At 54.6% G+C, this 22,135-nt stretch carries 21 protein-coding genes; 4 read left to right on the top strand and 17 right to left on the bottom strand.

Annotation, left to right across the window (positions count from 1 at the left end):
- Positions 1-15 precede the first annotated feature (15 nt).
- The 3 genes from polA to hemB form a co-directional block, all read right to left on the bottom strand.
- Positions 16-2,796 (bottom strand): DNA polymerase I, encoded by a 2,781-nt coding sequence (gene polA, locus ACVB80_RS21695; RefSeq protein WP_481083378.1) that lies wholly within the window; start codon positions 2,794-2,796, stop codon positions 16-18.
- A 581-nt stretch (positions 2,797-3,377) separates the two neighbouring features.
- Positions 3,378-3,821 carry an N-acetyltransferase family protein gene (locus tag ACVB80_RS21690; protein ID WP_481083377.1) on the bottom strand — a complete coding sequence of 148 codons (444 nt, stop codon included), beginning with the start codon at positions 3,819-3,821 and terminating at the stop codon, positions 3,378-3,380.
- 72 nt (positions 3,822-3,893) lie between these two features.
- Positions 3,894-4,934: a porphobilinogen synthase gene (hemB, locus tag ACVB80_RS21685; protein ID WP_481083376.1), complete on the bottom strand. Its 1,041-nt coding sequence runs from the start codon at positions 4,932-4,934 to the stop codon at positions 3,894-3,896.
- Between the two features lie 147 nt (positions 4,935-5,081).
- Here hemB and ACVB80_RS21680 point away from each other — a divergent pair, with 147 nt between their 5' ends.
- Positions 5,082-5,846, top strand: coding sequence for a TatD family hydrolase (locus tag ACVB80_RS21680; protein ID WP_481083375.1), 765 nt, complete (start codon positions 5,082-5,084; stop codon positions 5,844-5,846).
- Between the two features lie 36 nt (positions 5,847-5,882).
- Here ACVB80_RS21680 and tatC read toward each other — a convergent pair whose 3' ends face one another.
- The 7 genes from tatC to rmuC all read right to left on the bottom strand — a co-directional run bounded on the left by tatC (position 5,883) and on the right by rmuC (position 12,066).
- Complete coding sequence (gene tatC, locus ACVB80_RS21675; protein ID WP_481083374.1) at positions 5,883-6,641, bottom strand: twin-arginine translocase subunit TatC; 759 nt, start codon at positions 6,639-6,641, stop codon at positions 5,883-5,885.
- A 95-nt stretch (positions 6,642-6,736) separates the two neighbouring features.
- On the bottom strand, positions 6,737-7,111 hold the full coding sequence (gene tatB / locus ACVB80_RS21670) for a Sec-independent protein translocase protein TatB (RefSeq protein WP_481083373.1): 375 nt from the start codon (positions 7,109-7,111) through the stop codon (positions 6,737-6,739).
- 3 nt (positions 7,112-7,114) lie between these two features.
- Complete coding sequence (gene tatA, locus ACVB80_RS21665) at positions 7,115-7,363, bottom strand: Sec-independent protein translocase subunit TatA (protein ID WP_481083372.1); 249 nt, start codon at positions 7,361-7,363, stop codon at positions 7,115-7,117.
- A gap of 143 nt (positions 7,364-7,506) precedes the next feature.
- Positions 7,507-9,141, bottom strand: coding sequence for a ubiquinone biosynthesis regulatory protein kinase UbiB (gene ubiB, locus ACVB80_RS21660; protein WP_481083371.1), 1,635 nt, complete (start codon positions 9,139-9,141; stop codon positions 7,507-7,509).
- On the bottom strand, positions 9,138-9,743 hold the full coding sequence (locus ACVB80_RS21655; RefSeq protein ID WP_481083370.1) for a ubiquinone biosynthesis accessory factor UbiJ: 606 nt from the start codon (positions 9,741-9,743) through the stop codon (positions 9,138-9,140). Before ACVB80_RS21655 ends, ubiB begins: the two co-directional genes overlap by 4 nt.
- A gap of 7 nt (positions 9,744-9,750) precedes the next feature.
- Complete coding sequence (ubiE, locus tag ACVB80_RS21650; protein ID WP_481083369.1) at positions 9,751-10,521, bottom strand: bifunctional demethylmenaquinone methyltransferase/2-methoxy-6-polyprenyl-1,4-benzoquinol methylase UbiE; 771 nt, start codon at positions 10,519-10,521, stop codon at positions 9,751-9,753.
- A gap of 42 nt (positions 10,522-10,563) precedes the next feature.
- Complete coding sequence (gene rmuC, locus ACVB80_RS21645) at positions 10,564-12,066, bottom strand: DNA recombination protein RmuC (protein ID WP_481083368.1); 1,503 nt, start codon at positions 12,064-12,066, stop codon at positions 10,564-10,566.
- A 141-nt stretch (positions 12,067-12,207) separates the two neighbouring features.
- Between rmuC and ACVB80_RS21640 the strand changes: the two genes are divergently transcribed.
- A complete protein-coding gene (locus tag ACVB80_RS21640; RefSeq protein ID WP_481083367.1) occupies positions 12,208-13,113 on the top strand; it encodes a DMT family transporter in 906 nt (301 codons plus the stop codon).
- A 35-nt stretch (positions 13,114-13,148) separates the two neighbouring features.
- On the opposite strand, the gene ACVB80_RS21635 is transcribed toward ACVB80_RS21640, so the two are convergent.
- Positions 13,149-13,511 carry a MaoP family protein gene (locus ACVB80_RS21635; protein WP_481083366.1) on the bottom strand — a complete coding sequence of 121 codons (363 nt, stop codon included), beginning with the start codon at positions 13,509-13,511 and terminating at the stop codon, positions 13,149-13,151.
- A 151-nt stretch (positions 13,512-13,662) separates the two neighbouring features.
- Between ACVB80_RS21635 and ACVB80_RS21630 the strand changes: the two genes are divergently transcribed.
- On the top strand, positions 13,663-14,553 hold the full coding sequence (locus tag ACVB80_RS21630) for a LysR family transcriptional regulator (RefSeq protein ID WP_481083365.1): 891 nt from the start codon (positions 13,663-13,665) through the stop codon (positions 14,551-14,553).
- Positions 14,554-14,694: 141 nt separating this feature from the next.
- On the opposite strand, the gene ACVB80_RS21625 is transcribed toward ACVB80_RS21630, so the two are convergent.
- The 3 genes from ACVB80_RS21625 to ftnA all read right to left on the bottom strand — a co-directional run bounded on the left by ACVB80_RS21625 (position 14,695) and on the right by ftnA (position 16,896).
- Complete coding sequence (locus ACVB80_RS21625; RefSeq protein WP_481083364.1) at positions 14,695-15,882, bottom strand: BaiN/RdsA family NAD(P)/FAD-dependent oxidoreductase; 1,188 nt, start codon at positions 15,880-15,882, stop codon at positions 14,695-14,697.
- A gap of 85 nt (positions 15,883-15,967) precedes the next feature.
- A complete protein-coding gene (uspB, locus tag ACVB80_RS21620; protein WP_481083363.1) occupies positions 15,968-16,291 on the bottom strand; it encodes a universal stress protein UspB in 324 nt (107 codons plus the stop codon).
- 77 nt (positions 16,292-16,368) lie between these two features.
- The gene (gene ftnA / locus ACVB80_RS21615) at positions 16,369-16,896 is read right to left on the bottom strand and encodes a non-heme ferritin (RefSeq protein ID WP_481083362.1); all 528 of its coding nucleotides are present in this window, start codon (positions 16,894-16,896) and stop codon (positions 16,369-16,371) included.
- A gap of 158 nt (positions 16,897-17,054) precedes the next feature.
- Between ftnA and ACVB80_RS21610 the strand changes: the two genes are divergently transcribed.
- The gene (locus ACVB80_RS21610) at positions 17,055-17,483 is read left to right on the top strand and encodes a universal stress protein (protein WP_481083361.1); all 429 of its coding nucleotides are present in this window, start codon (positions 17,055-17,057) and stop codon (positions 17,481-17,483) included.
- A 66-nt stretch (positions 17,484-17,549) separates the two neighbouring features.
- On the opposite strand, the gene ACVB80_RS21605 is transcribed toward ACVB80_RS21610, so the two are convergent.
- The 3 genes from ACVB80_RS21605 to ACVB80_RS21595 form a co-directional block, all read right to left on the bottom strand.
- Positions 17,550-18,038 carry a hypothetical protein gene (locus tag ACVB80_RS21605; RefSeq protein ID WP_481083360.1) on the bottom strand — a complete coding sequence of 163 codons (489 nt, stop codon included), beginning with the start codon at positions 18,036-18,038 and terminating at the stop codon, positions 17,550-17,552.
- 75 nt (positions 18,039-18,113) lie between these two features.
- The gene (locus ACVB80_RS21600) at positions 18,114-18,899 is read right to left on the bottom strand and encodes a class I SAM-dependent methyltransferase (RefSeq protein WP_481083359.1); all 786 of its coding nucleotides are present in this window, start codon (positions 18,897-18,899) and stop codon (positions 18,114-18,116) included.
- A gap of 88 nt (positions 18,900-18,987) precedes the next feature.
- Complete coding sequence (locus tag ACVB80_RS21595) at positions 18,988-22,125, bottom strand: ABC transporter substrate binding protein (RefSeq protein ID WP_481083358.1); 3,138 nt, start codon at positions 22,123-22,125, stop codon at positions 18,988-18,990.
- Positions 22,126-22,135 lie beyond the last annotated feature (10 nt).

Below are 22,135 nucleotides of genomic sequence, written 5' to 3'. Positions count from 1 at the left end.
TGTTTAAAAAACGTCTTAGTGGGCCTGATCCCAGTTGTCACCATGACCAGCATCTGCAACCAGCGGCACATCCAGTTCAGCCGCTGATTCCATCAGCTTTTGTATTTTAGTTTCAACATCGCTGAGCGAAGATTCATCAACTTCAAATACCAGTTCATCGTGTACCTGCATCAACAGAGTCACGCGGCCTTCGCCTTCGGTCTGAATCCACTCATCCACCAGCAGCATCGCCTTTTTAATGATGTCCGCTGCGGTACCCTGCATCGGGGCGTTGATTGCTGCACGCTCAGCTGCCTTACGGCGCATGCCGTTGCGTGACTTGATCTCCGGCAGGTGCAGGCGACGGCCCCAGATGGTCTCAACGAAGCCCTGCTCCGATGCCATAGCACGGGTATCTTCCATGTACTGCATCACGCCCGGGTAACGCTCGAAGTAAGTGTCCATGTAAGACTGAGCTTCACCACGCGGAATACCCAACTGTTTGGCCAGGCCAAACGCGCTCATGCCATAAATCAGACCAAAGTTGATTGCCTTGGCACGGCGGCGCTGCTCAGAGCTGACCTGATCAATAGGAAGACCCAGCACTTCAGCAGCCGTGGCGGCGTGAATGTCTTTACCGTGGGCAAACGCATCCAGCAGCGCTTTATCACCAGACAGGTGCGCCATGATCCGCAGTTCGATTTGCGAGTAGTCGACCGCGAGGATCTTACGGCCATGCGGTGCAACAAAGGCCTGACGGATACGGCGGCCCTCTTCACTGCGCACCGGAATGTTCTGCAGGTTCGGATCGGTCGAAGACAAACGACCGGTCGCGGTCACTGCCTGATGGTAAGAGGTATGCACCCGACCGGTATGCGGGTCAATCATCTTAGGCAGCTTGTCGGTGTAGGTCGACTTCAGCTTGGCAAGGCCACGGTACTCCAGAATAAGCTTGGGCAGCGGGTAATCCAGTGCCAGCTCCTGCAGCACTTCTTCGTTGGTCGAAGGTGCGCCGGACGGGGTTTTCTTCACCACTGGCAGACCCATTTTTTCAAACAGGATTGCCTGAAGCTGTTTTGGTGAGCTGAGGTTAAACTCTTCACCGGCGACCTCAAAGGCTTTTTGCTCCAGTTCATCAAGACGCTGAGCGATCTCCTGAGACTGGGCTGACAGCAGGATATCATCGATCAGTACACCATTGCGTTCCATACGCGACAGAACCGGTACCAGTGGCACTTCCAGCTCTTCGTAGATGGCTTTCAGCTTCTCATCCTGCTCAATCTGAGCGTAGATGCGGTTATGCAGGCGCAGGGTAATGTCTGCATCTTCTGCGGCGTACGGCGAAGCCTGCTCCAGGTCTATCTGGTTAAAGGTCAGCTGTTTCTTGCCTTTACCCGCAACCGACTCAAACGAAATGCAGCTGTGCTGCAAAAAGCGCAGCGCCAGACTATCCATATCGTGCTTGCCGCCTACGCTGTTGTACACGTAAGAAGCCAGCATGGTATCGTGGGCAATGCCCTGCATCTCAATGTCATAACGCGCCAGCACGCTGGCATCGTACTTCAGGTTCTGGCCAACTTTGGCTTTGGCCGCATCTTCCAGCAGAGGTTTCAGCTTAGCCAGCACCAGATCGCGCTGCAGCTGCTCAGGCGCATCCAGATAGTCATGGGCAACCGGCACATAAGCCGCTTCACCTTCAGCGGTCGCAAACGAGACGCCCACCAGGTTAGCCTGCATATAGTTCAGGCTGTCGGTTTCGGTATCAAATGCGAACAACTCTGCCTGGCTCAGTTTCTCCAGCCACTTATCCAGAGACGCTTCATCGAGGATGGTTTCATACTGACTGCGGTCGATGGTCACCGCGCTGGTGTCCATGTCGTCCGCTTTCGCCGCACCAGCAGCCGGTCGCTCAATCGCTTCCACTTCACCACTGCCGCCTTCCAGCAGCTCGTTCAGCCACGACTTAAACACCATCTGACCGTACAGCCTGATCAGCTCATCTTTATCCGGTGTCTGTTTCACCAGGTCCTGCGGCGTCACATCCAGCTCCACATCCAGCTTGATGGTCGCCAGCTGGTATGAAAGCATCGCGTTCTCTTTATGCTCGGTCAGCTTCTTCGCCATGGTTTTAGAACCACGGAAGCCCAGCGGCGCGATATCGTCCAGGTTGTCATACAGCTTGTCCAGACCACCAATACCCTGCAGCAGCGCAGTTGCAGTCTTATCGCCCACGCCCGGCACACCCGGGATGTTATCGACTTTATCGCCCATCAGCGCCAGATAGTCGATAATAAGCTCCGGCGGAATACCGAACTTCTCCACCACCCCTTCACGGTCCATCACCACGTTAGTCATGGTGTTGATCAGGGTAATGTTGTCATCCACCAGCTGAGCCATATCTTTATCACCGGTACTGATCAGCACCGGCATCCCCGCCTGCGAAGCCTGGTATGCCAGGGTGCCGATCACGTCATCGGCTTCCACCCCTTCGATGGACAACAGCGGCAGGCCCATCGCCTTAATCACCTGATGCAGCGGCTCAATCTGGCAGCGCAGGTCGTCCGGCATTGGCGGGCGGTGCGCTTTGTATTCCGGGTACATATCGTCACGGAAAGTTTTGCCTTTGGCATCAAAAATCACCGCGATACGGTCAGAGCTGAACTGACGCATCATACTGCGCAGCATATTCACCACACCGTAAACGGCGTTAGTCGGGATATCCCCGTTGCTCATTGTGCCCGGGTAGGCATGAAACGCCCGGTAAAGATAAGAAGAGCCGTCGATCAGAATCAGCGGATTGTCAGGAATGGTTGCCATAGTCAGTGCGTCCGGTGGCTTGTTTTTGAATTGGCTAAGGATGCCATGACTTGCCCTGACCTGTCATGTAGCGTGACAGGATTTGTGCCGCACAGCAGTGTCAGCAAATGCATCGCTCAGTGCCCCTTTTTGCACCAATTTGCACCGAATTTGAGCAAAGAATAACATCCCGAATCTGTGGATAACTCTGTTGAGAAAAGTTATTCACAACCAATTCACACCTCACAAAAACAGAAGATATGAATTTTAAATCCAGCAATTACAATAACTTAAAGCAAACAGATCACCATAATCCCCGATCCTTTTTTGATCCCGGCGTGTGGAAAAAAATGGGAAGGATTGGCAATAGCCTTAGCCGGAAAGCAAAAAAAAAGCGACATCATAAAGATGTCGCTTAGCATATGCGGCCTAACCATATTCGGAGTTATCGTTTTGCCTTAAAGCTAAATTACACTGGAAGCAATGTGAGCAATGTCGTGTCATTCAGGAGTGCATTAAAACCTGAAGTTTCAGCGTTTTCCCTAAGACGGTTAAATAATAACAATTCTCACTTAGAGATCAAGTCCAAATGATAACTTTTCTCATTTACTTTCACTCAACTGCTTCACAAAGTGAATTCTTGAGTCCAGATCACCAGGGTAATGCTCAAAGTTTTCAATAAGATAGCCATTTCTGAGCAGCATTCTCAGCATAGCAGCAAAGCGGTTGCGTGATTTGACCTTAAGACGTGAAAAGCCCTGCTCCGTCACCCAGGCCTCCTGCGCTTCAAGCAGTTTTTGAGCTACCCCCTGCTTACGCCCGGCCGGAGCCACACCGCCAAACCAGCTGTAATAACACGCCTCATCCAGTGCGTAGCCAATTTTAAAGCCAAGCAGCTGACCCTGCGCCTCTGCGACCAGCACCTGAGCGTGCTCAAACTTATCCAGCCTGGCCTGCAGGCTTTGTACCGTCTCTTTGTGGGCAAACTCAGGAATCGCCTGAACAATGTCCACACACTCCTGCAGTGTGCCGTTTCTGATCTGCATTATGGGCTCCTGTAGTAAAAATAAAAAAGGCCGGACATTCGCCCGGCCAGGATATTTGCTCAACGGCGGGGGTTACTCACTGATCGCTTTTTCGGCCTTAGCGCCATCTTCAGCCAGCCACTCGGCAACCTGTTTGGCGAAGTAAGTCAGAATGCCGTCAGCACCGGCGCGCTTAAAGCACAGCAGGGATTCCATGATGGTTTCGCGCTCTTTCAGCCAGCCATTCTGAATCGCCGCCATGTGCATCGCGTATTCACCCGATACCTGGTAAGCAAACGTCGGAACCTGCAGCTCATGCTTCACCCGGCGTACCACATCCAGATAAGGCATACCTGGCTTGACCATCACCATATCCGCGCCTTCGTTGATGTCCATCGCCACTTCGTGCAGCGCTTCGTCGCTGTTGGCCGGGTCCATCTGATAGGTTTTCTTGTCGCCCCCTTTCAGGTTGGCAGCGGAACCGACCGCATCACGGAACGGGCCATAGTAGTTCGAGGCGTATTTAGCCGAATAAGCCATAATCTGGGTATGAATGTAACCCGCCTCTTCCAGCGCCTTACGGATTTCGCCGATGCGGCCATCCATCATGTCCGATGGAGCCACCACATCCGCACCTGCCTCTGCGTGGGAAAGGGCCTGTTTGATCAGGGCTTCGGTGGTTTCATCGTTGAGCACATAACCCTGCTCATCAATGATGCCGTCCTGACCATGAGTGGTAAACGGGTCCAGAGCCACATCGGTGATCACGCCCATTTCCGGCACGTGCTCTTTAAGCAGTTTCACCGCGCGCTGCACCAGACCATCCGGGTTCCAGGCTTCCGCCGCACACAGGCTTTTCGCGTCCTGGGTTACCACCGGAAACAGGGCCATCGCAGGAATGCCCAGCTTCGCCAGATACTGCGCTTCTTCCAGCAGCAGATCGACAGACAGACGCTCAATACCCGGCATTGACGGCACTTCTTCGCGACGGTTTTTCCCCATCAGGATAAACACTGGATAAATTAGATCACTGACGCTGAGCTGGTTTTCTGCCATCAGACGACGGCTGAAATCGTGCTTACGCATGCGACGCATACGACGGGCAGGAAACTGCCCCTGAACTGAAACCGACACGCGATTCTCCTTATTCGGTGGAAAGCTGGCATCGACTATACCACTGAGTGCAAAGATGAGCAGCACCACCACCAAAAAATGTCCCGGTGCGCAAATCTTTCAGACGGGTATACTGTGCACAATTAAAGCGATATACAGAGACACACCATGATCGACACCCACGCCCATATCTACGCCAGCGAATTTGACCAGGACCGGGACCTGGTGATCCAGCGCGCCCGCGAACAGGGGATCAGCCAGATTCTGATGCCAAACATTAACCTGGAATCGATAGAGCCGATGCTGACCACCGAAAAGGCTTACCCGGACCTGTGCCGTTCAATGCTGGGCCTGCACCCCTGCTATGTGGATGAAAATGTCGATCAGGTACTGGCCACCATGGAGCCGATGTTCGACAGCCACCCGTATATCGCCGTGGGTGAAATCGGTATCGACCTGTACTGGGATAAAACCTGGCGCGCGCAGCAGGAACGGGCATTTGTCACCCAGCTGAACTGGGCCAAACAGTTAGACCTGCCGGTGGTGATCCACACCCGGGACTCCATCGAAGAGACCCTGGCACTGCTTAAACCGGAACAGAATGGCAACCTGTGCGGTATCTTCCACTGCTTTGGCGGGACCCTGGAAGAAGCCAAAGCCATCACGGATCTCGGTTTTCACCTCGGCCTTGGCGGTGTTACGACGTTTAAGAATGGCGGAATGGATAAAGTGATCCCGGATCTGGATCTGAGCCAGCTGGTGCTGGAAACCGACTGCCCATATCTGGCTCCGGTTCCTCACCGGGGGAAACGCAATGAGCCAGCTTATACCAGCCTGGTCGCACAACGCATTGCTGACCTTAAACAGGTGTCAGCAGAGGAAGTAATCTCCACGACTACCCGCAATGCCCTGCAGCTGTTCTCACTGAGCTGATAATAAAAACGGCGCCTTCCGGCGCCGTTTCTCTGATTACTCTTCTTCTGTCTGCTGCTCATCTTCATCATCAGAGCGGCGGGTATAGAAGCGGGCGAAGAACAGCCCCACCTCAAACAGCAGGCACATAGGAATGGCCAGCAGGGTCTGAGAGATCATATCCGGCGGGGTCAGCAGCATGCCAACAATAAACGCTACCACAATGATATACGGACGCTTCTCAGACAGGCTTTTCACATCCGTCGCACCGGTCCAGCAAAGCAGGATAATCGCCACCGGTACTTCAAATGCGATGCCAAATGCCATAAACAGCGCCAGCACAAAATCCAGGTAACTGGAAATATCCGTGGCAAACTCTACACCGCCAAGCGAGATCGCGGTAAAGAAGCTGAACACCAGCGGAAATACCACGAAGTAAGCAAACGCCACACCGCAGTAAAACAGGATTGAGCTGGAAAACAGCAGTGGCGCGATCAGGCGGCGCTCATGCTTATACAGCCCCGGCGCAACAAATGCCCATACCTGATACAGGATCAGCGGCACAGCGACAAACACTGAGGCCACCAGGGTCAGTTTCAGCGGGGTAAAAAACGGCGACGCCACATCGGTGGCGATCATGGTCGCCCCTTCCGGCAGACGCTCGATCAGCGGTGAGGCGATAAACTCATAGATATCACCCGAGAACCAGATAAGGCCAATAAACACCACCATCACCGATGCCAGCGCCTTAAGCAGGCGGTTACGCATCTCAATCAGGTGGCTGATCAGCGGTTGTGTCTGCTCAACAGTAGACATATCTAACCTCAACAATGGGAATGCTGCCAGGCAGGGGCCCTGTCTGACACGCAGCAAAAAAACAGGTAAGCGCAACGCTTACCTGATTAACAGTTTTATTCACCGGCTGGTTTTTGCGGCGTCTGAGCTTTTTCCTGATGGTCTGAAGTGTCAGACCGGGACTCGCCGGCATCAGGCTTTGCATACGGGCGCTGCACGTCCTGAGCTGCCTTTTTCAGCTCATCTACCGAAGCTTTCAGGTCCGGGGACAGGTCTTCCATCCCCATCTTCTCAGCTTTGCGCAGGTTTTCCTGCAGCTCCTGAATTTTCAGCTCATGTGACAGCTCGTCTTTGACGTTGTTGGCCATGCTTTTGGCCGCACCGATAAAACGGGACACATTGCGGATGGCGACCGGCAGGCGCTCTGGCCCCAGTACCACCAGACCCACCACCGAAATCAGGATCAGTTCCCAGAAACCGATATCAAACACGGATTAAACCTGCTCTTTGTCTTTTTTGCTTTCGGTTGTTTCTTCCTGCGCTGACGACTTCTGCTCCAGATTAGGAGTATCGAAGTCTGCGTCTTTTTTCGCGCTCTTGTCTTCGTCGTCATTCATGGCTTTCTTAAAGCCTTTGACCGCGCTGCCAAGGTCACCGCCAATATTGCGCAGCTTCTTGGTTCCAAACAGCAAAACAACGATAACGGCAATAATCAAAAGTTGCCAAATGCTAATTCCACCCATCTGTTCTGTCTTCCTCGGGTTAATTTACTTACAGTCAGAGTACACTAATCTGCAGCCGGAAATTGTGAAGTTCCCGCTACAAACAGTGCCGGTTTTTTAACGGTGCAGGTTAATCCTGCGCCAGAATAAGATTCTACGTCAAACTATATTTTCAGTGTTCGCCAGCTCAGCCACCAGAATATGATCCCGGATGTGATCGCCGGCAAAGCATACCAGGGCTGGCCATAAACAAACAAAATCACACTGCTCAGGGTAAAGGTCGCAGCCATTCCCTGACAGAAACGGCTTTTAGCCTGCTGGCGCTTAATTTCACGGTAGCCATGATACATCTGATCCAGACGAAGGCTGACATCCCGCCCCCGCTTCAGGCTGTCGTATAACAGCTCAGGCAGCTCGGGCAGCTTTTCCGCCCACAGCGGCGCTTTGTCTTTTACTGCATTCAGCACAGCCTGAGGGCCGACCTGGTTCGCCATCCATTTCTCAAGGAAAGGTTTGGCGGTTTCCCATAGATCAAGCTGAGGATACAACTGACGCCCCAACCCTTCAACATAGAGCAGCGTTTTTTGCAGCAATACCAGCTGTGGCTGCACTTCCATATTAAACCGGCGCGCCGTATTAAACAGGTTCAGCAGCACGTGACCAAACGAGATTTCGCACAGCGGCTTGGCAAAAATCGGCTCACATACCATACGGATAGCGAACTCAAACTCCTGCACATTGGTGTCGGCCGGAACCCAGCCCGAGTCAACGTGCAGCTGGGCGACCCTGTGATAATCGCGGTTAAAGAAAGCGAGGAAGTTCTCCGCCAGATAGCGCTTGTCCTCACTGTTCAGGGTACCGACAATACCGCAGTCCAGACCGATCCACATCGGATTTTCCGGATGGTCCGGATTCACAAACACATTACCCGGGTGCATGTCCGCGTGAAAAAAGCTGTCGCGGAACACCTGAGTAAAGAACACACTCACACCGCGCTCAGCCAGAAGCTTCATATTAGTACCGTTGGCGTGCAGCGCTTCAATATCCGATACCTGAATACCGTAAATCCGCTCTGAAACCATCAGCTCCTGACTGCTGAGGTCACTGATCACCTCTGGAACGTACAGCTCTTCACTGCCTTCAAAGTTACGTCTCAGCTGCATGGCGTTCGCCGCTTCACGGCGCAGATCCAGCTCATCGAGCAGGGTCTTCTCGTATTCGCGCACCACTTCCACCGGCTTGAGGCGACGGGCCTCCGGCAGCGCTCTGGCAACGATGCGGGCCATGCGGTACATCAGCTTAATATCCGCGTCGATCACCGGTTTGATGTCCGGACGAATCACTTTCAGCACAACTTCCCGGCCTGACTCTTTCAGCCTGGCGGTGTGGACCTGGGCAATGGAAGCAGAAGCCAGCGGCTCAATATCAAAATCGCTGAACCAGTTTTCCAGTTCACCACCAAGGGCAAGCTCCATCTGCGTTCTGGCGAGAGCGCCGTCAAAAGGCTCGACCCTGTCCTGCAGCATCGCCAGCTGATCGGCGATATGCGGCGGGAACAGGTCCCGGCGGGTAGACATCATCTGACCAAACTTGATCCATACCGGGCCGAGCGACTGCAGTGCAAAACGCAACCGCTCACCCAGCGGCTTCTCAGGGTGACGGTTTTTAATCCAGAACAGGCCACGGCGGGCAAGCAATGGGGTACGGGTCAGCTGATGGTCGGGCATCAGTTCATCCAGACCATACTCCAGCATGACTTTGGTAATGCGGTACAGGCGACTCAGCTCTGCCGGGGTCATAGTTTCTCTCCCAGCGCATTGAGGCGGGCTTCAAGCCGGGCCACATCCCGTACCAGGTCATCCACCTGGTCACAGAAATACGCCAGCTCAAGCGGTGGCGGGGCCAGTCGCCACTCTTCGGTGATCGCTTCACCAAGATGGCGGTGTTTGCGCCCCGCTTCCTGCTTCAGGAACGACAGGCCACCTTTGACTCCGGAAACCAGGGTATGGGCGACCACATCGCCGGTCAGGCGGGACAGCCACTCTTCAATATCCGGGCGGGCGTCGGTCAGCAGGCGGGCAAAAGACTGCGCCAGCTGGATATCCCCTTCAAGCACCAGCTTGTCCTGTTTAAGAAGGCGGGTGATGTTCGCCTGCTCACGCAGCTCCGGCAGGGTTTGCAGTTTCAGCGACAGAAAACAGTCCGGCTCACCTTCATACTTCGCCAGTACGTCCACCTGCTGGCTGAAAACAAACGTCAGCCTCCTGGAGAACTCCTGCAACTCCACCTGTATGACTTTACCTTTCAGGCGGCCAAGACGGCGCACCAGTTCCGGGTCGTCCTGGATCAGCAAATTGAGAGTGGATTCCACCGCAGCGGTGACAATCGGGTCAAATGGCATGAACACCTCAGAACTTGTAGCCACGGTGCAGCGCAACGATACCGCCGGTCAGGTTGTAGTAGCTGGTCTGCTCAAATCCGGCTTCATTCATCATACCTTTGAGCGTTTCCTGATCCGGGTGCATACGGATAGATTCGGCCAGATAGCGATAGCTCTCTGAATCATTGGCCACCAGCTCACCCATTTTAGGCAGCAGGTGGAAAGAGTAAGCATCATACGCCTTGGACAGGGGCTCAAATACCGGTTTGGAGAACTCCAGTACCAGCAGGCGGCCACCCGGTTTCAGAACCCGGAACATAGAGCGCAGCGCTTTGTCCTTATCGGTCACGTTACGCAGGCAGAAACTGATGGTAATACAGTCAAAGTAGTCATCCGGGAACGGCAGCTCTTCAGCATTAGCCTGAACGTAATGAACGTTGCCCACCACGCCTTTGTCGCGCAGCTTGTCACGGCCAACGTTGAGCATAGAGTTGTTGATGTCGGCCAGGATCACATGGCCTTTGTCGCCCACGATACGGGAGAATTTGGCGGTCAGGTCACCGGTGCCGCCGCCAAGGTCAAGAATGCGCTGGCCCGGACGGGCACCGCTGCAGTCGATGGTAAAGCGCTTCCACAACCGGTGAACCCCGCCGGACATCAGGTCATTCATGATGTCGTATTTGGCTGCCACAGAGTGGAACACCTGGGCGACCCGGGCGACTTTTTCCTCTTTGGCGACGGTTTCAAAACCGAAGTGGGTGGTTGACTGGTTATCGAGTTGAGCGCTTACATCTGTCATCTGTTTTTCCTTCTTCCCGCATCTGGGGGACAATGCTGCGCTCTAGTCTACTTTATCCTCAACCGCTTGTCTTTGTGTCAGTTGTTCATTTTGTGCCAGCTCCAGCAAAGACGATGGCATCGGCCTTTTTACTTCCACGCCCAGCTCTTTAAACGACTCCGCCTGACGCAACACATTGCCCCGGCCGGTGACCAGTTTGTTCATCGCGCCCTGGTAGTTCTGGTTGGCTTTATCCAGCGCTCCGCCAAGGGCTTCCATGTCCGTCAGGTAGAGGCGCAGCTTGTCATACAGCTTGCCGGCGCGCTCGGCGATCAGCCTTGCGTTCTGGTTCTGGCGCTCGTTACGCCACAGGTTATCGATGGTGCGCAGTGCCACCAGAAGTGTGGTCGGGCTGACCAGAATGATATTATGCTCCAGTGCATCATTCACCAGTTTCGGGTCGGCCTGTACCGCCAGCTGGAATGCCGGCTCGACCGGCACAAACATCAGCACGTAATCCAGGCTTCGGATCCCTTTCAGCTGATGGTAATCCTTGTTGCTCAGCCCTTTAATATGGGTTCGGATCGCCAGCAGGTGCTCACTGAGCGCCTGTTCACGTTCACTCTCTTCTTCAGCGTGGAAGTAACGCTCATAAGCCACCAGCGCCATCTTGGAGTCGACCACCACCTGCTTCTCACCCGGAAGCTCTACCAGCACGTCCGGCTGATAGCGCTTACCGGCCTCGCCCTGCAGGCTGACCTGGGTGTGGTACTCATGCCCTTCACGCAGGCCCGATTCGGCCAGCACTCTCGCCAGCACCACCTCGCCCCAATTGCCCTGCTGTTTATTGTCCCCTTTCAGCGCCCGGGTCAGGTTTAGCGCTTCCTGAGCCATCTGCTCGTTGAGCTTTTGCAGGTTGCGCACTTCATGCATCAGGGTGTGACGCTCTTTGGCTTCCTGACCAAAGCCGTCGCTGACCTGTTTTTTGAATCCTTCGATCTGCTCTTTGAGCGGTGTCAGCAGTCCGTCCAGGCTCTGGCGGTTTTGCTGGTCCACTTTGGCGGTCTTCACTTCAAACAGCTGACTGGCCAGCTGCTCAAACTGCTGCTTGAGACGCTGCTCTGCATTTTCCAGCAGCGTCAGTTTTTCTGCGGCAGCGATCTGCTCCTGCTCATGGCGGGCCTCCTGCTCACGGCGCAGGGCTTCACTGTCGGCCAGCATCTCACGGGTATGCTCCAGCTGCCCGGTCAGCTGGCCTTTCTCCTGTTTAACCGTTTCCAGATAACGCAGTTTTTCCATCGCTGCCATCAGCCGGCCATGAGACTGCTTCAGCTCATGAGCCGCTTTATCCCGCTCGTCATCGAGCTCATCGAGTTCCTGACGCGCCTGAGCAAGCTGCTCCGTACAGCTTTGATGAAGATACTGCTCATGACTCAGCTGCTCTTCCACTACCCGCAGCCGGGTGGTCATGGTCTGTTTCACCCACCAGCCGGCAAGGCATCCGGAGGCCAGCGCGGTGCCGGCAAGTGAGAGAAGTAATTGCTGATTTTCAACGATCCATTGCATGGGTTATGTCCGGGCTTATCTGACTGATTAAAATAGTAAGTCACATACTGGATAAATGTCCAGTTTTGACCTTTACCGAATGGCGGATATATTGGCGGTATTTCCCGCAAATTTTGCCTGCTGTTTCAGAGAGTAAATACAATGAATGAACGTCGTGCACTGGGCTTTGGTATCAGTGCGGTACTGCTGTGGTCGACTGTCGCGACCGCATTTAAACTCACCCTGGCCGAGCTGACCCCGGTGCAGATGCTGACCGCTGCCAGCTGCGTGTCTGCCATCGCGCTGCTGGTTATCTGCGCGCTGCAGGGCAAGCTTTCCGCCCTGGGCTCCACTTTTGCCGCCAATCCGGGCTATTACCTGCTGCTGGGTTTAATCAACCCGCTAGGCTACTACCTGATCCTGTTCAAAGCTTACGAGCTGCTGCCTGCCTCCCAGGCCCAGCCACTTAACTACAGCTGGGCCATCACCCTGACCCTGATGGCGGCGCTGTTTCTGGGCCAGAAGATCCGAAAACAGGACTGGGCCGCCTGCGTGCTTGGCTACCTGGGCGTGGTGGTGATCGCCACCAAAGGCGACCTGCTGGCGCTGGATTTTGAAAGCCCGCTGGGCGTCGGACTGGCGCTGCTTTCCACCCTGCTGTGGGCCGGTTACTGGATTCTGAACACCAAAAACAAAGCCGACCCGGTACTGGGCGTACTGCTGGGCTTTCTGATTGCCCAGCCCTTTGCGTTTGGGCTTGCCTGGTACGAGGGAAGCAGCTGGAGTCAGATCAGCTGGAAAGGCTGGATGGCGGTCAGCTATGTGGGGCTGTTTGAGATGGGCGTGACGTTTGTACTCTGGCTGAGCGCGCTGAAGCTGACCAGCAATACGGCGCGGATCAGCAACCTGATTTTTACCTCGCCGTTTATCTCACTGATGCTGCTGGCGACCATCATCGGCGAAGAGATCCACCCTTCGACCCTGGTCGGCCTGTGCCTGATTGTGGCCGGACTGCTGATCCAGCAACTGAAAGGCAAAAAAGCTCACCCCGAGCCCACGCCGGAGTAATCCATACAATAACGGCGCCATCAGGCGCCGTTATCTTATTCATCATCGATCATCATGGCTTCTTCGCTCTCATCCATCTCTTCACCAGACGATCTGCCCACCGAATGCAGGGTATGGAATGAACGGCGGCCATAGGCCAGCTTCTGATATTTCAGCCAGACTTTTTCAACCCGGCTGCGGGCTTTGCACGGGTCTCTGAGTACCACAAGAAAGTGATCTTCTTCATCGTTGGCCGCCAGCAGCTCACCATGTTGCAGCGCATTCAGCGTATCGCCGTACATGGTCAGCAGGTCAGCTTCAGACAGGGTGAAATCCCCGGATTTACCAAAGCCACGCGGAAACTTTCTGTTGTCAAAAAAACGCTTTTGCCCGAGGCGGATTGCGATTTCCTGATGCATAGGAACCTCTGTTAAATGGTCATAAAATCGGACTGATTCTGAGAGTGAAATTAGGCAGTTAAGCAGGAAAACGGAAACAAAAAATTTATATCGTCACCACAAATAAAGCTTGTTAAGCTGAGCGGGTTAACCCTATTTGAGAGCTATGCGTATGGATGTGAAAGTCTTTCGCACCTTCCTTGAACTGGCGCGGGTGCGTCACTTCGGCCGGGCGGCCGAAAATCTGTATATCACCCAGGCGGCAGTCAGTGCCCGGATTAAACAGCTGGAAAGCTATTTCGATACTGCGCTTTTTACCCGTGAGCGCAACAGCATTCGCCTGACCAGCACCGGCGAGCGCCTGGTGAGCTATGCCGAGATCATGGTCAATACCCTCGACCAGGCCAAAATCGAACTGGCGCTGGCCGAAGACAAAGCCATCCAGCTCACCCTGGCCGGTACCCCCAATATCTGGGATGCCTACCTGCAGAACTGTCTCAGCGTGATGGTAGATGAGTTTGCCGGTTACGCATTCCAGGCCGAAGCCCTGACCCGCGAAGGCCTCAACCGCAGGCTGGTTGAGCGTACCCTGGATATGGCGTTTGGTTTTGACCCGCTCAAAGCAGATGAACTGGCGTGCAAACAGGTCGCGGAGCTGGTACTGGTGCTGGTCTCAACCCAAAAGTGCGACCAGGAGACTGCGCTGAATAATCAGTACGTATACGTAGACTGGGGAACCCGCTTTACCTCCGAGCACGCAGCCCGGCACCCGAAAATTGTACCGCCCACCCTGCGCACTGCGACAGGACGTATCGCACTGGACTTTATCCTTGAGAAAGGCGGCTCAGCTTACCTTCCGGCTTCCGTGGTCGAGCCCTTTATCGCCACCGGCCAGCTGCACAGAGTGGAAGGTGTGGAACCCTGGTACCGGCCGATCTACCTGAGCTACCGCAAAGACACCACCTCGCTGACGGCGATCGAAAAAGTAGAAGTGATTGTGAAGAAAACCGACCCGTCTACGGCGTACAGTCTGCAGCAGGCGGGGGAAGCGGGAGCGGGATAAGAGGTACGAGGTACGGGGTACGGGGTACGGGGTACGGGGTACGGGGTACGGGGTACGGGGTACGGGGTACGGGGTACGGGGTACGGGGTACGGGAAACTAAACTCCCTGCTCTCGCATCTCAACTCTCGTATCTCAGTTTCTTAAACATTCTGCCCGGCAACGAATCCGCTCGACCAGGCCCACTGGAAGTTGTAGCCGCCTAACCAGCCGCTGACGTCCATCACTTCACCGATAAAGTACAGGCCCGGTACTTTCTTCGCTTCCATGGTTTTGGAAGAGAGTTCATCGGTGTTCACCCCGCCAAGGGTCACTTCCGCAGTGCGGTAACCTTCGGTGCCGTTTGGCAGAATATGCCAGTTTTCCAGCTTATCGCAGATAGCCTGCATCTCTTTGGGATTGAACTGCTTAAGCGGTTTGTCCTGCAGCTCTTTGCGATCGATCAGTACCTCCACCAGGCGCTTTGGCAGCACCTTGGCGAGGGTGTTTTTCAGGCTCTGGTTCGGGTGTTTCTCTCTTGAACGGCTCAGCAGCTCAGGAATGTCTTCATTGGGTACCAGGTTGATGCGTACCGACTGACCGGCTTTCCAGTAAGAGGAGACCTGAAGTACCGACGGACCAGACAGGCCACGGTGGGTAAACAGCAGCGCTTCTTTGAACAGGGTGCCGTCTTCGGTGGTGATCTCAGCCGGAACCGCGATACCGGAAAGGTCTTCCAGTGACTCTTTATCCTGGGTATGGAGGGTGAATGGAACCAAACCAGCACTGGTTGGAACCATATCCAGACCAAACTGCTCAGCAATCTTATATCCAAACGGCGTCGCGCCCAGTTTAGGCATCGACAGACCACCGGTCGCCACGACCAGAGACTCACAGCTCACCTGGTCTGTATCCAGATTCAGGCTGAATCCGGCACCAGTTTTCTCCAGCGAGTGCACGTCACAACGGTAGCGATACTCCACTCCGGCTTTTTTGCACTCTTCGAGCAGCATATCGACGATCTCTTTGGCCGAATCGAGGCAGAACAGCTGACCGTGGTCGCGCTCTTCGAACTCAATCCCGTATTTGGAGACCAGTGAGATAAAGTCCCAGTTGGTGTACTGCGACAGGGCGGATTTGACGAAATGAGGGTTACGGCACAGGTAGTTTGCCGCGCTGACGTCGTAGTTGGTGAAGTTACAGCGGCCGCCACCGGAGATCAGGATTTTACGGCCAGGCTTTTTGGCATGGTCCACCACCAGCACCCGGCGGCCACGTGCGCCTGCCTGGGCGGCACACATCAGCCCGGCAGCCCCGGCGCCAATTACAATTACATCAAACTGGTTACTCATTTCGTGCCCTCAAAAACAAAAAAAGATGCGCGACAGCTCGCGCATCCTTCAGGGACGCTATTTTAACCATTTCCTGACGTCAGGGCTATACCACCATCGCCATCAGCAGTGTCACGCCAACCAGGGCGCTGGTCAGGATAAATAACTCCCTGACTTTGATGCACTTACCGGTAAACACCGGGTCATGGTGGTGCAGATATTCACGACTTTTCAGGTAATGAAACAGCCTGACCTGTTTGGTGACGTTACCGTGGGTGGTAAAAAAACCTCCGCCATCGACCTGCTGATACAACAGCGGGTGGGCTTCACGCATGATGTAAATGAGTGAGCGCAATGCGGTCAGGTAACGTGCCAGATTCACTAACGTGACTATCAGCAATGCAAATAATACGGTATCTCCACTGATCATCTTTCCTCCCTACATCTTCTGGGACTTCGAAAAAACGCCGGGAAGGAAAAGAGTAACCGTATCTTGTACCAGATGCTTTACTCAGCCGGCGCGTCCATAATCGAAGATGAACCTGCTTTCGCCATTTCAGCCAGGTCTTTGTCGATAAAGAACAGCGCTTTGCCGTCTTCGCCGACCAACTCCAGCTTGTCTAATATCCCTTTAAACAATTTCTCTTCCTCGTGCTGTTCAGCCACGTACCACTGCAGGAAATTGAACGTCGAGTAGTCCTGATTGGTGAATGCCACATGCGCCAGCTTGTTGATCTTTTCCGTGATCATCTGCTCGTGCATGTAGGTCTCACGAAACACTTCGCCCAGGCTGTCAAACTGATGACGAGGTGCTTCGATAGCTCCCAGAATCGGCATCGCACCGGTTTCGCTGACATAAGTGAAAAGACGCTGCATGTGCTCCATCTCCTCGGAGGCATGGGCACGCAGGAATTCAGCTGCGCCTTCAAACCCGTTGTCTTCACACCAGGCACTCATTTGTAAGTATAGATTGGATGAGAAGAATTCGAGGTTAATTTGCTCATTAAGTTGCTCGACCATGGTTTGCGACAGCATGGGAAACTCCTGTTGAATTGATTGTGTCACATTCACTATAACACTTTATTTACTTATATTCCGATTGTTTAGAAACAAGGGAATGGGATCATCATGGCAAAAAAATCCCTGCCTGAGTGCTACATTGATAGTAAGGAATTTTTCAGGGAGGCAATTCTATGAGTTATCAACACATCCTGGTCGCCATCGACCTTTCAGAGGACAGCAAACTGCTGATAGACAAAGCGGTTTCACTGGCGAAACCGCTTGATGCGGCGGTCTCTTTCATCCATATAGATGTGAACTACGCTGAGCTCTACACCGGCCTTATCGACATCAACCTGGCCGAAACCCAGCACCACAATATGGAAGCCTCTCAGCAACAACTGCAGGCACTGGCGGATCACGCCAGCTATCCAATCAAACACACCTTGGTAGGCAGCGGTGACCTGAGCGGCGAACTGCAGCAGGCCATCGAGGAACTGGAAGTGGATATGCTGGTGTGCGGACACCATCAGGACTTCTGGAGCAAACTGCTGTCTAGTACCCGTCAGCTGATCAACAGCTCACCGGTCGACATGCTGGTAGTGCCGATCAAAGAGGCGTAAAAGGAAAGTCGTCTGCCGGCAGCCATGCTGCCGGTACGGTGACATGATGAAAAATACTGACAGATGTCAGTGCAGCGGGAGTGTGCTTTCCGGAGCTGTTTTTTCCGGAACAGAGCTCTTTGGGGCACCCGCTCGCGAAGCCACTTTTTGTAAAGCATTGCCAGGTTCGAGGCGGGCATATCGCCGCTCCAGCTTTTCCATCTTTTTGACCAGTTTGGTCTGCTTCTTCAGCAGCTTTTTCAGCTGCTTGTTACGCTTCTTCTGTTTATTCAGCGCTTTTTTACCCAACACGGCTACCGGCCGCTCTGTCTGAGCCGGCAACGAAGCCTTCTTCATGGATTCAGGTGCGGGCGCAGGTGCGGGGGCGACGGCAAGTGTGTTAGCAGATGCAGAAGCGGCCTTCTGCACGTCAGGCAGGCGTTGCGGCTTACACAGGCTGCCTTTATCCGCCGCAGCGCGGTGACACGAACGACAGACAAATTCAGGCTGAGCCACCAGCTGAGAAATAGTGCCCAAACTTTCATGGCGACTGAGTTTACATAAACGCCTGGTCATACTGCTCTCCTGACACCGAAACGATAATAATTCTCTTTAAGATATATCCCGAATCAGCCTGGAAAGCAAGCAGATTTACTCCGCACTCATCGCCGCGTTCACGTACACATCGAAGCGGTTTTTCTTTGTTTCAATCGCCATGCTGGGTTTGTGATTGTCCAGCCACTCCGCATAGTCCGGGCGTTTGACTACAACCCGTTTGGCCGCCAGCGCCAGCGCCGGTTCAAGCAGGCCATCGGCATCGTTGTCCGGACCAACCAGAGACTGAAATACCCGCATCTCTTTTTTCACCAGCGCGGACTTCTTTTTGTTTTCCGGGTGCGGATACATAGGGTCGAGGTAGACCACATCCGGGCGGACAAAGTCTTTCTGCTGCGCCAGTTCATTCAGCGCCGTCAGGCTGCTGGCGTGCAGCAGTGACATCCGCTCACTTACCCACGGGCCGATCTCCGGGTCTTCCCCTGCCCGCTTCAGGCCATCATCGAGCAGCGCCGCGACCACCGGATTACGCTCGACCATCTGCACTTTACAGCCCAGTGACGCCAGTACGAATGCATCCCGGCCAAGGCCCGCGGTGCCGTCGAGCACGGTTGGCGTTACGCCTTTGTTCAGCCCGGCCGCTTTGGCAATCGCCTGACCTTTACCGCCGCCAAACTTGCGCCTGTGCCCAACCGCACCACCCACCAGGTCAACGCTGATCGCGCCCAGTTTTGGTTCATCGAGTTTACGTAACTCCAGCTGTGTGCCGGTGTACACCAGCGCAAAGCAGGACTCCGGGTCATGCTCCAGCTGCCAGCGCTGTGCCAGTTCATCGAGGTGAGCCTGGTGGTCAGATTGTTCACAGATAAGTTGAATACGCACGTAAACTCCGGTTGGGTCAGATTGGCGGGCGACAAGTGTAATACCAATTGCGCCCTGCTGCTATGTCAGATTCATGCCTGCGGCAGGCTCAGGACGTCAGCTCCCGCATCAGCTCAGGCAGTGGCTTGGGCTTGCCGATATGGTACCCCTGGGCGTAATCCACACCCAGTTCACGCAACAGCGCCAGGATCTGCTCATTTTCGACAAACTCGGCCACCGTGGTTTTACCAATCTGCTGCGCAAGGTCATTGATGGAGCGCACCATAATCAGGTCGGTTTCATTCTGGTCGATATCACGCACAAACAGGCCATCGATCTTAACGGTATCGACCGGCAGGGTCTTCAGGTAACCAAACGACGACAGGCCCGAGCCAAAATCATCCAGCGCAATCGCGCAGCCCAGCTGTTTCAGCTCACCAAAGGCACGGGTAGCCATCTCCACGTTCTGAATCGCTGCGGTTTCGGTGATCTCCAGACACAGCTTCTCATTCGGGAACGCGCTCTCCGCCAGGGCATTTTTCAGAAAGGCCACAAACTCATAGTTGTTGACCGACTGACCGGACAGGTTAAGCGAGCACATGGTGATCTGCGCTGCCTGCTGCGGGTGCTCATCGAGCCACTTCAGGGTCTGACGGACCACTTCCCGGTCCACCAGATGGGCGATATGGTAGCGCTCGGTAGCCGGCATAAACACGCCCGGAGAGAGGTACCCGCCCTGATTGTCTTTGAGGCGTACAAGGATTTCAAAGTGAATAATATCCGGATTCTGAAGCGCGAGGATCTGCTGGGCAAACAACTCCAGCCGCTGGCTCGCCAACGCTTCGTGCACCAGGTTCACGCTCTCCATCTCTTTCTCACGCTGGCGCAGCTCGGCATCATCAACATGATAGAGCTGATAACGGTTACGGCCCTCTTCCTTGGCAGCGTAACAGGCAGTATCGGCCTGGGCGTGTACCATCTGCGGCGAAGTCGCGGTGTGGTCAATCAAACGGATACCAATGGAACAGCTCAGGTTAAGCCGCAGGTCCTGCAGCTCAAAAGCCTGCCCGCTCAGGCTGCTGATGATCTCCTGAGCGATGCGGGTCGCATCCCGCTCGGTGCAGTCACGCAGCAGCACCGCGAACTCATCCCCACCCATACGCGACAGCACGCCATTAAACGGCAACACGTCCTGAATCAGCCGGGCGCAGAAGATAATCGCCTCGTCCCCGGCTTCATGGCCGACGGTATCGTTGATCACTTTGAGCTGGTCGAGGTCGATAAACAGCATGGCGTGGGTGCGGTAGTAGCCCTCGGTCTCCTGCATCGCTTTTTGCAGCTGCTGCTCAAAGTAGTTGCGGTTATAGGTGTCGGTCAGCAGGTCATGCTGAGCCTGGTATGCGAGCTGATCCGCCAGCAGGCGGGTTTCACTGATGTCCTCCCCGACAATAAGCAGCTGATGGGTATCACTGAGCGGACGGATGTTCTCCCGGATCCAGACAGGCATGCCATTACTGGCCCGGTACTGCACTTCCCGGCGCCATACCGACAGGCCGGACGCCCTTGGCTGAAGCAGCAACTGACGGGCACTCAGCTCACGGTTATCAAAATAGAACTCACGCAACCGGTGACCAAGCATATCCATGGTGTCATAACCCAACAGCTCCTGGGCAAAGCGGTTAACTGCCTGGACCCGGTTATTGTCATCCAGGGTCAGCATCATTACCGGCTGCTTTTCGTAGTAGTGACGGAAACTGGCTTCGCTCTCAAACAGCTTGTCTTCGGTCGCTTTACGCTCAGTAATGTCCTGTGCTTCCAGCAGATACTGCGGCAGCTCATCCACTTCACGCGGCAACGGCTTAAGCGACACATCCAGGGTGCGGCTGCCCAGCCCGTGGTGCAGGATCTGAGCTTCAAAGCGGCTGACCTGGGCGGCCCTGTCCTGGGTGGCCCTGTCCTGATTAAAAAAGTGATACACCGACTGAGAAGAAGGTTGGGACCAGCTGCCCAGCTGCCACAGAGGACGCTCAATATTGAAATCCTGACTGAACAGCAGCTCCTGCAGGCGCCGGTTACTGGAAACCAGCCGGCCATGCTGATCGAAAATACCAATGTGCATATAACTCTCATCAAAGATACTTTCGAGCAGCAGCTGATTCTTTTTCAGTTCCCCACGGCTGTGTGCGAGACGGCGGGTATAGTAGAGCAGTATCAGGATCACCGCTCCCATGACCACCAGCAGAATAACAAACACCTTCAGCTGACGGGCGTAGCGCTGCCACAGTGGCTGCGGCTTGTGCAGAAGGGTATCGGCCAGCACCACTTCATCATCCATGCCCCAGCGCTCAAGGGCGTCATAATCAAGGCTCAGCTTGGGGCTGCTGGCGCGGACCGGCGGCAGTGGCTCGTCCGGGTGTTTAATCACCTGCGCGGCGATCCGGCCAACCTGGCTGCCGTGGGTATAACCATCGAGCATGATACCGCCAACGCTGCCATAACCCACCCCGGCGTTATACAGCATATACACAGGTGCATTGGAGCGCAGGGTCAGCTCCTGCCAGGCCTGCTCATCTGGTGAGTAACCTTTGTCGTCACGAAAATAGATCCAGAACAACAGTGCGCTTTTGCTGTCCAGCTGCTCAGCCAGCTCAAACAGCTGCTCATAAGACTTTGGACTCACGCTGCGCATCTTTCTCGCCAGCTCCGGCTCAGCAATATAGAACTGTTTGAGCTCATTACGCACCGCCTGACCGGTATTAGAACTGTCGGTCACCACCAGAATCTGCTCGACGTCCGGCTGCAGGGCATGCACCAGCCTGAGGTTGCTCTCCAGTACCGCATTCTCCGAGACGCCGGTCGCGTTCAGATCCGGGTGCAGGTCCGGGGAGTAGTTGTTGATGCCACCAAAGATCACCGGGGTATCCCCCACCACATCGTGCAGCTGCTGCATCAGTGCGAGGGCGTTGTTGTCGGTGACGATGATCGCGCGGAAGGATTCGTTTTCCAGCTTGGTACGAAACAGCTGCTCCAGTTGCTTAAAGTAACGGCTGCTCTGGGTTCGCTTGGAATCAAGATAAAACACCCGGTGGCTGAGCTGATGCTGGTGCAACTGCTCTTCAATGCCCCGGTGCAGATTATCGGTCCAGAAAAAGCCCTGATGATACGAATGCACCACCAGCACCTGCTCCTTGGCGGCCAGAGCCGGAACTGAGCACAGAAATGTGTAAAGCAACAACCACCAACGCACGTAAGCTATA

Source organism: Vibrio sp. 9-16B-A1, from assembly GCF_056726165.1.
Note: the sequence above shows the minus strand (reverse complement) of the source record. Positions and strands in the feature narration are given on the sequence as shown.

Bases quoted from the DNA above. Each gene is read 5' to 3' on its own strand.
- polA (WP_481083378.1), bottom strand. From the start codon at position 2,796: ATGGCAACCATTCCTGACAATCCGCTGATTCTGATCGACGGCTCTTCT.
- ACVB80_RS21690 (WP_481083377.1), bottom strand. From the start codon at position 3,821: ATGCAGATCAGAAACGGCACACTGCAGGAGTGTGTGGACATTGTTCAG.
- ACVB80_RS21680 (WP_481083375.1), top strand. From the start codon at position 5,082: ATGATCGACACCCACGCCCATATCTACGCCAGCGAATTTGACCAGGAC.
- tatC (WP_481083374.1), bottom strand. From the start codon at position 6,641: ATGTCTACTGTTGAGCAGACACAACCGCTGATCAGCCACCTGATTGAG.
- tatA (WP_481083372.1), bottom strand. From the start codon at position 7,363: ATGGGTGGAATTAGCATTTGGCAACTTTTGATTATTGCCGTTATCGTT.
- ubiB (WP_481083371.1), bottom strand. From the start codon at position 9,141: ATGACCCCGGCAGAGCTGAGTCGCCTGTACCGCATTACCAAAGTCATG.
- ACVB80_RS21655 (WP_481083370.1), bottom strand. From the start codon at position 9,743: ATGCCATTTGACCCGATTGTCACCGCTGCGGTGGAATCCACTCTCAAT.
- ubiE (WP_481083369.1), bottom strand. From the start codon at position 10,521: ATGACAGATGTAAGCGCTCAACTCGATAACCAGTCAACCACCCACTTC.
- rmuC (WP_481083368.1), bottom strand. From the start codon at position 12,066: ATGCAATGGATCGTTGAAAATCAGCAATTACTTCTCTCACTTGCCGGC.
- ACVB80_RS21640 (WP_481083367.1), top strand. From the start codon at position 12,208: ATGAATGAACGTCGTGCACTGGGCTTTGGTATCAGTGCGGTACTGCTG.
- ACVB80_RS21635 (WP_481083366.1), bottom strand. From the start codon at position 13,511: ATGCATCAGGAAATCGCAATCCGCCTCGGGCAAAAGCGTTTTTTTGAC.
- ACVB80_RS21630 (WP_481083365.1), top strand. From the start codon at position 13,663: ATGGATGTGAAAGTCTTTCGCACCTTCCTTGAACTGGCGCGGGTGCGT.
- ACVB80_RS21625 (WP_481083364.1), bottom strand. From the start codon at position 15,882: ATGAGTAACCAGTTTGATGTAATTGTAATTGGCGCCGGGGCTGCCGGG.
- uspB (WP_481083363.1), bottom strand. From the start codon at position 16,291: ATGATCAGTGGAGATACCGTATTATTTGCATTGCTGATAGTCACGTTA.
- ftnA (WP_481083362.1), bottom strand. From the start codon at position 16,896: ATGCTGTCGCAAACCATGGTCGAGCAACTTAATGAGCAAATTAACCTC.
- ACVB80_RS21610 (WP_481083361.1), top strand. From the start codon at position 17,055: ATGAGTTATCAACACATCCTGGTCGCCATCGACCTTTCAGAGGACAGC.
- ACVB80_RS21605 (WP_481083360.1), bottom strand. From the start codon at position 18,038: ATGACCAGGCGTTTATGTAAACTCAGTCGCCATGAAAGTTTGGGCACT.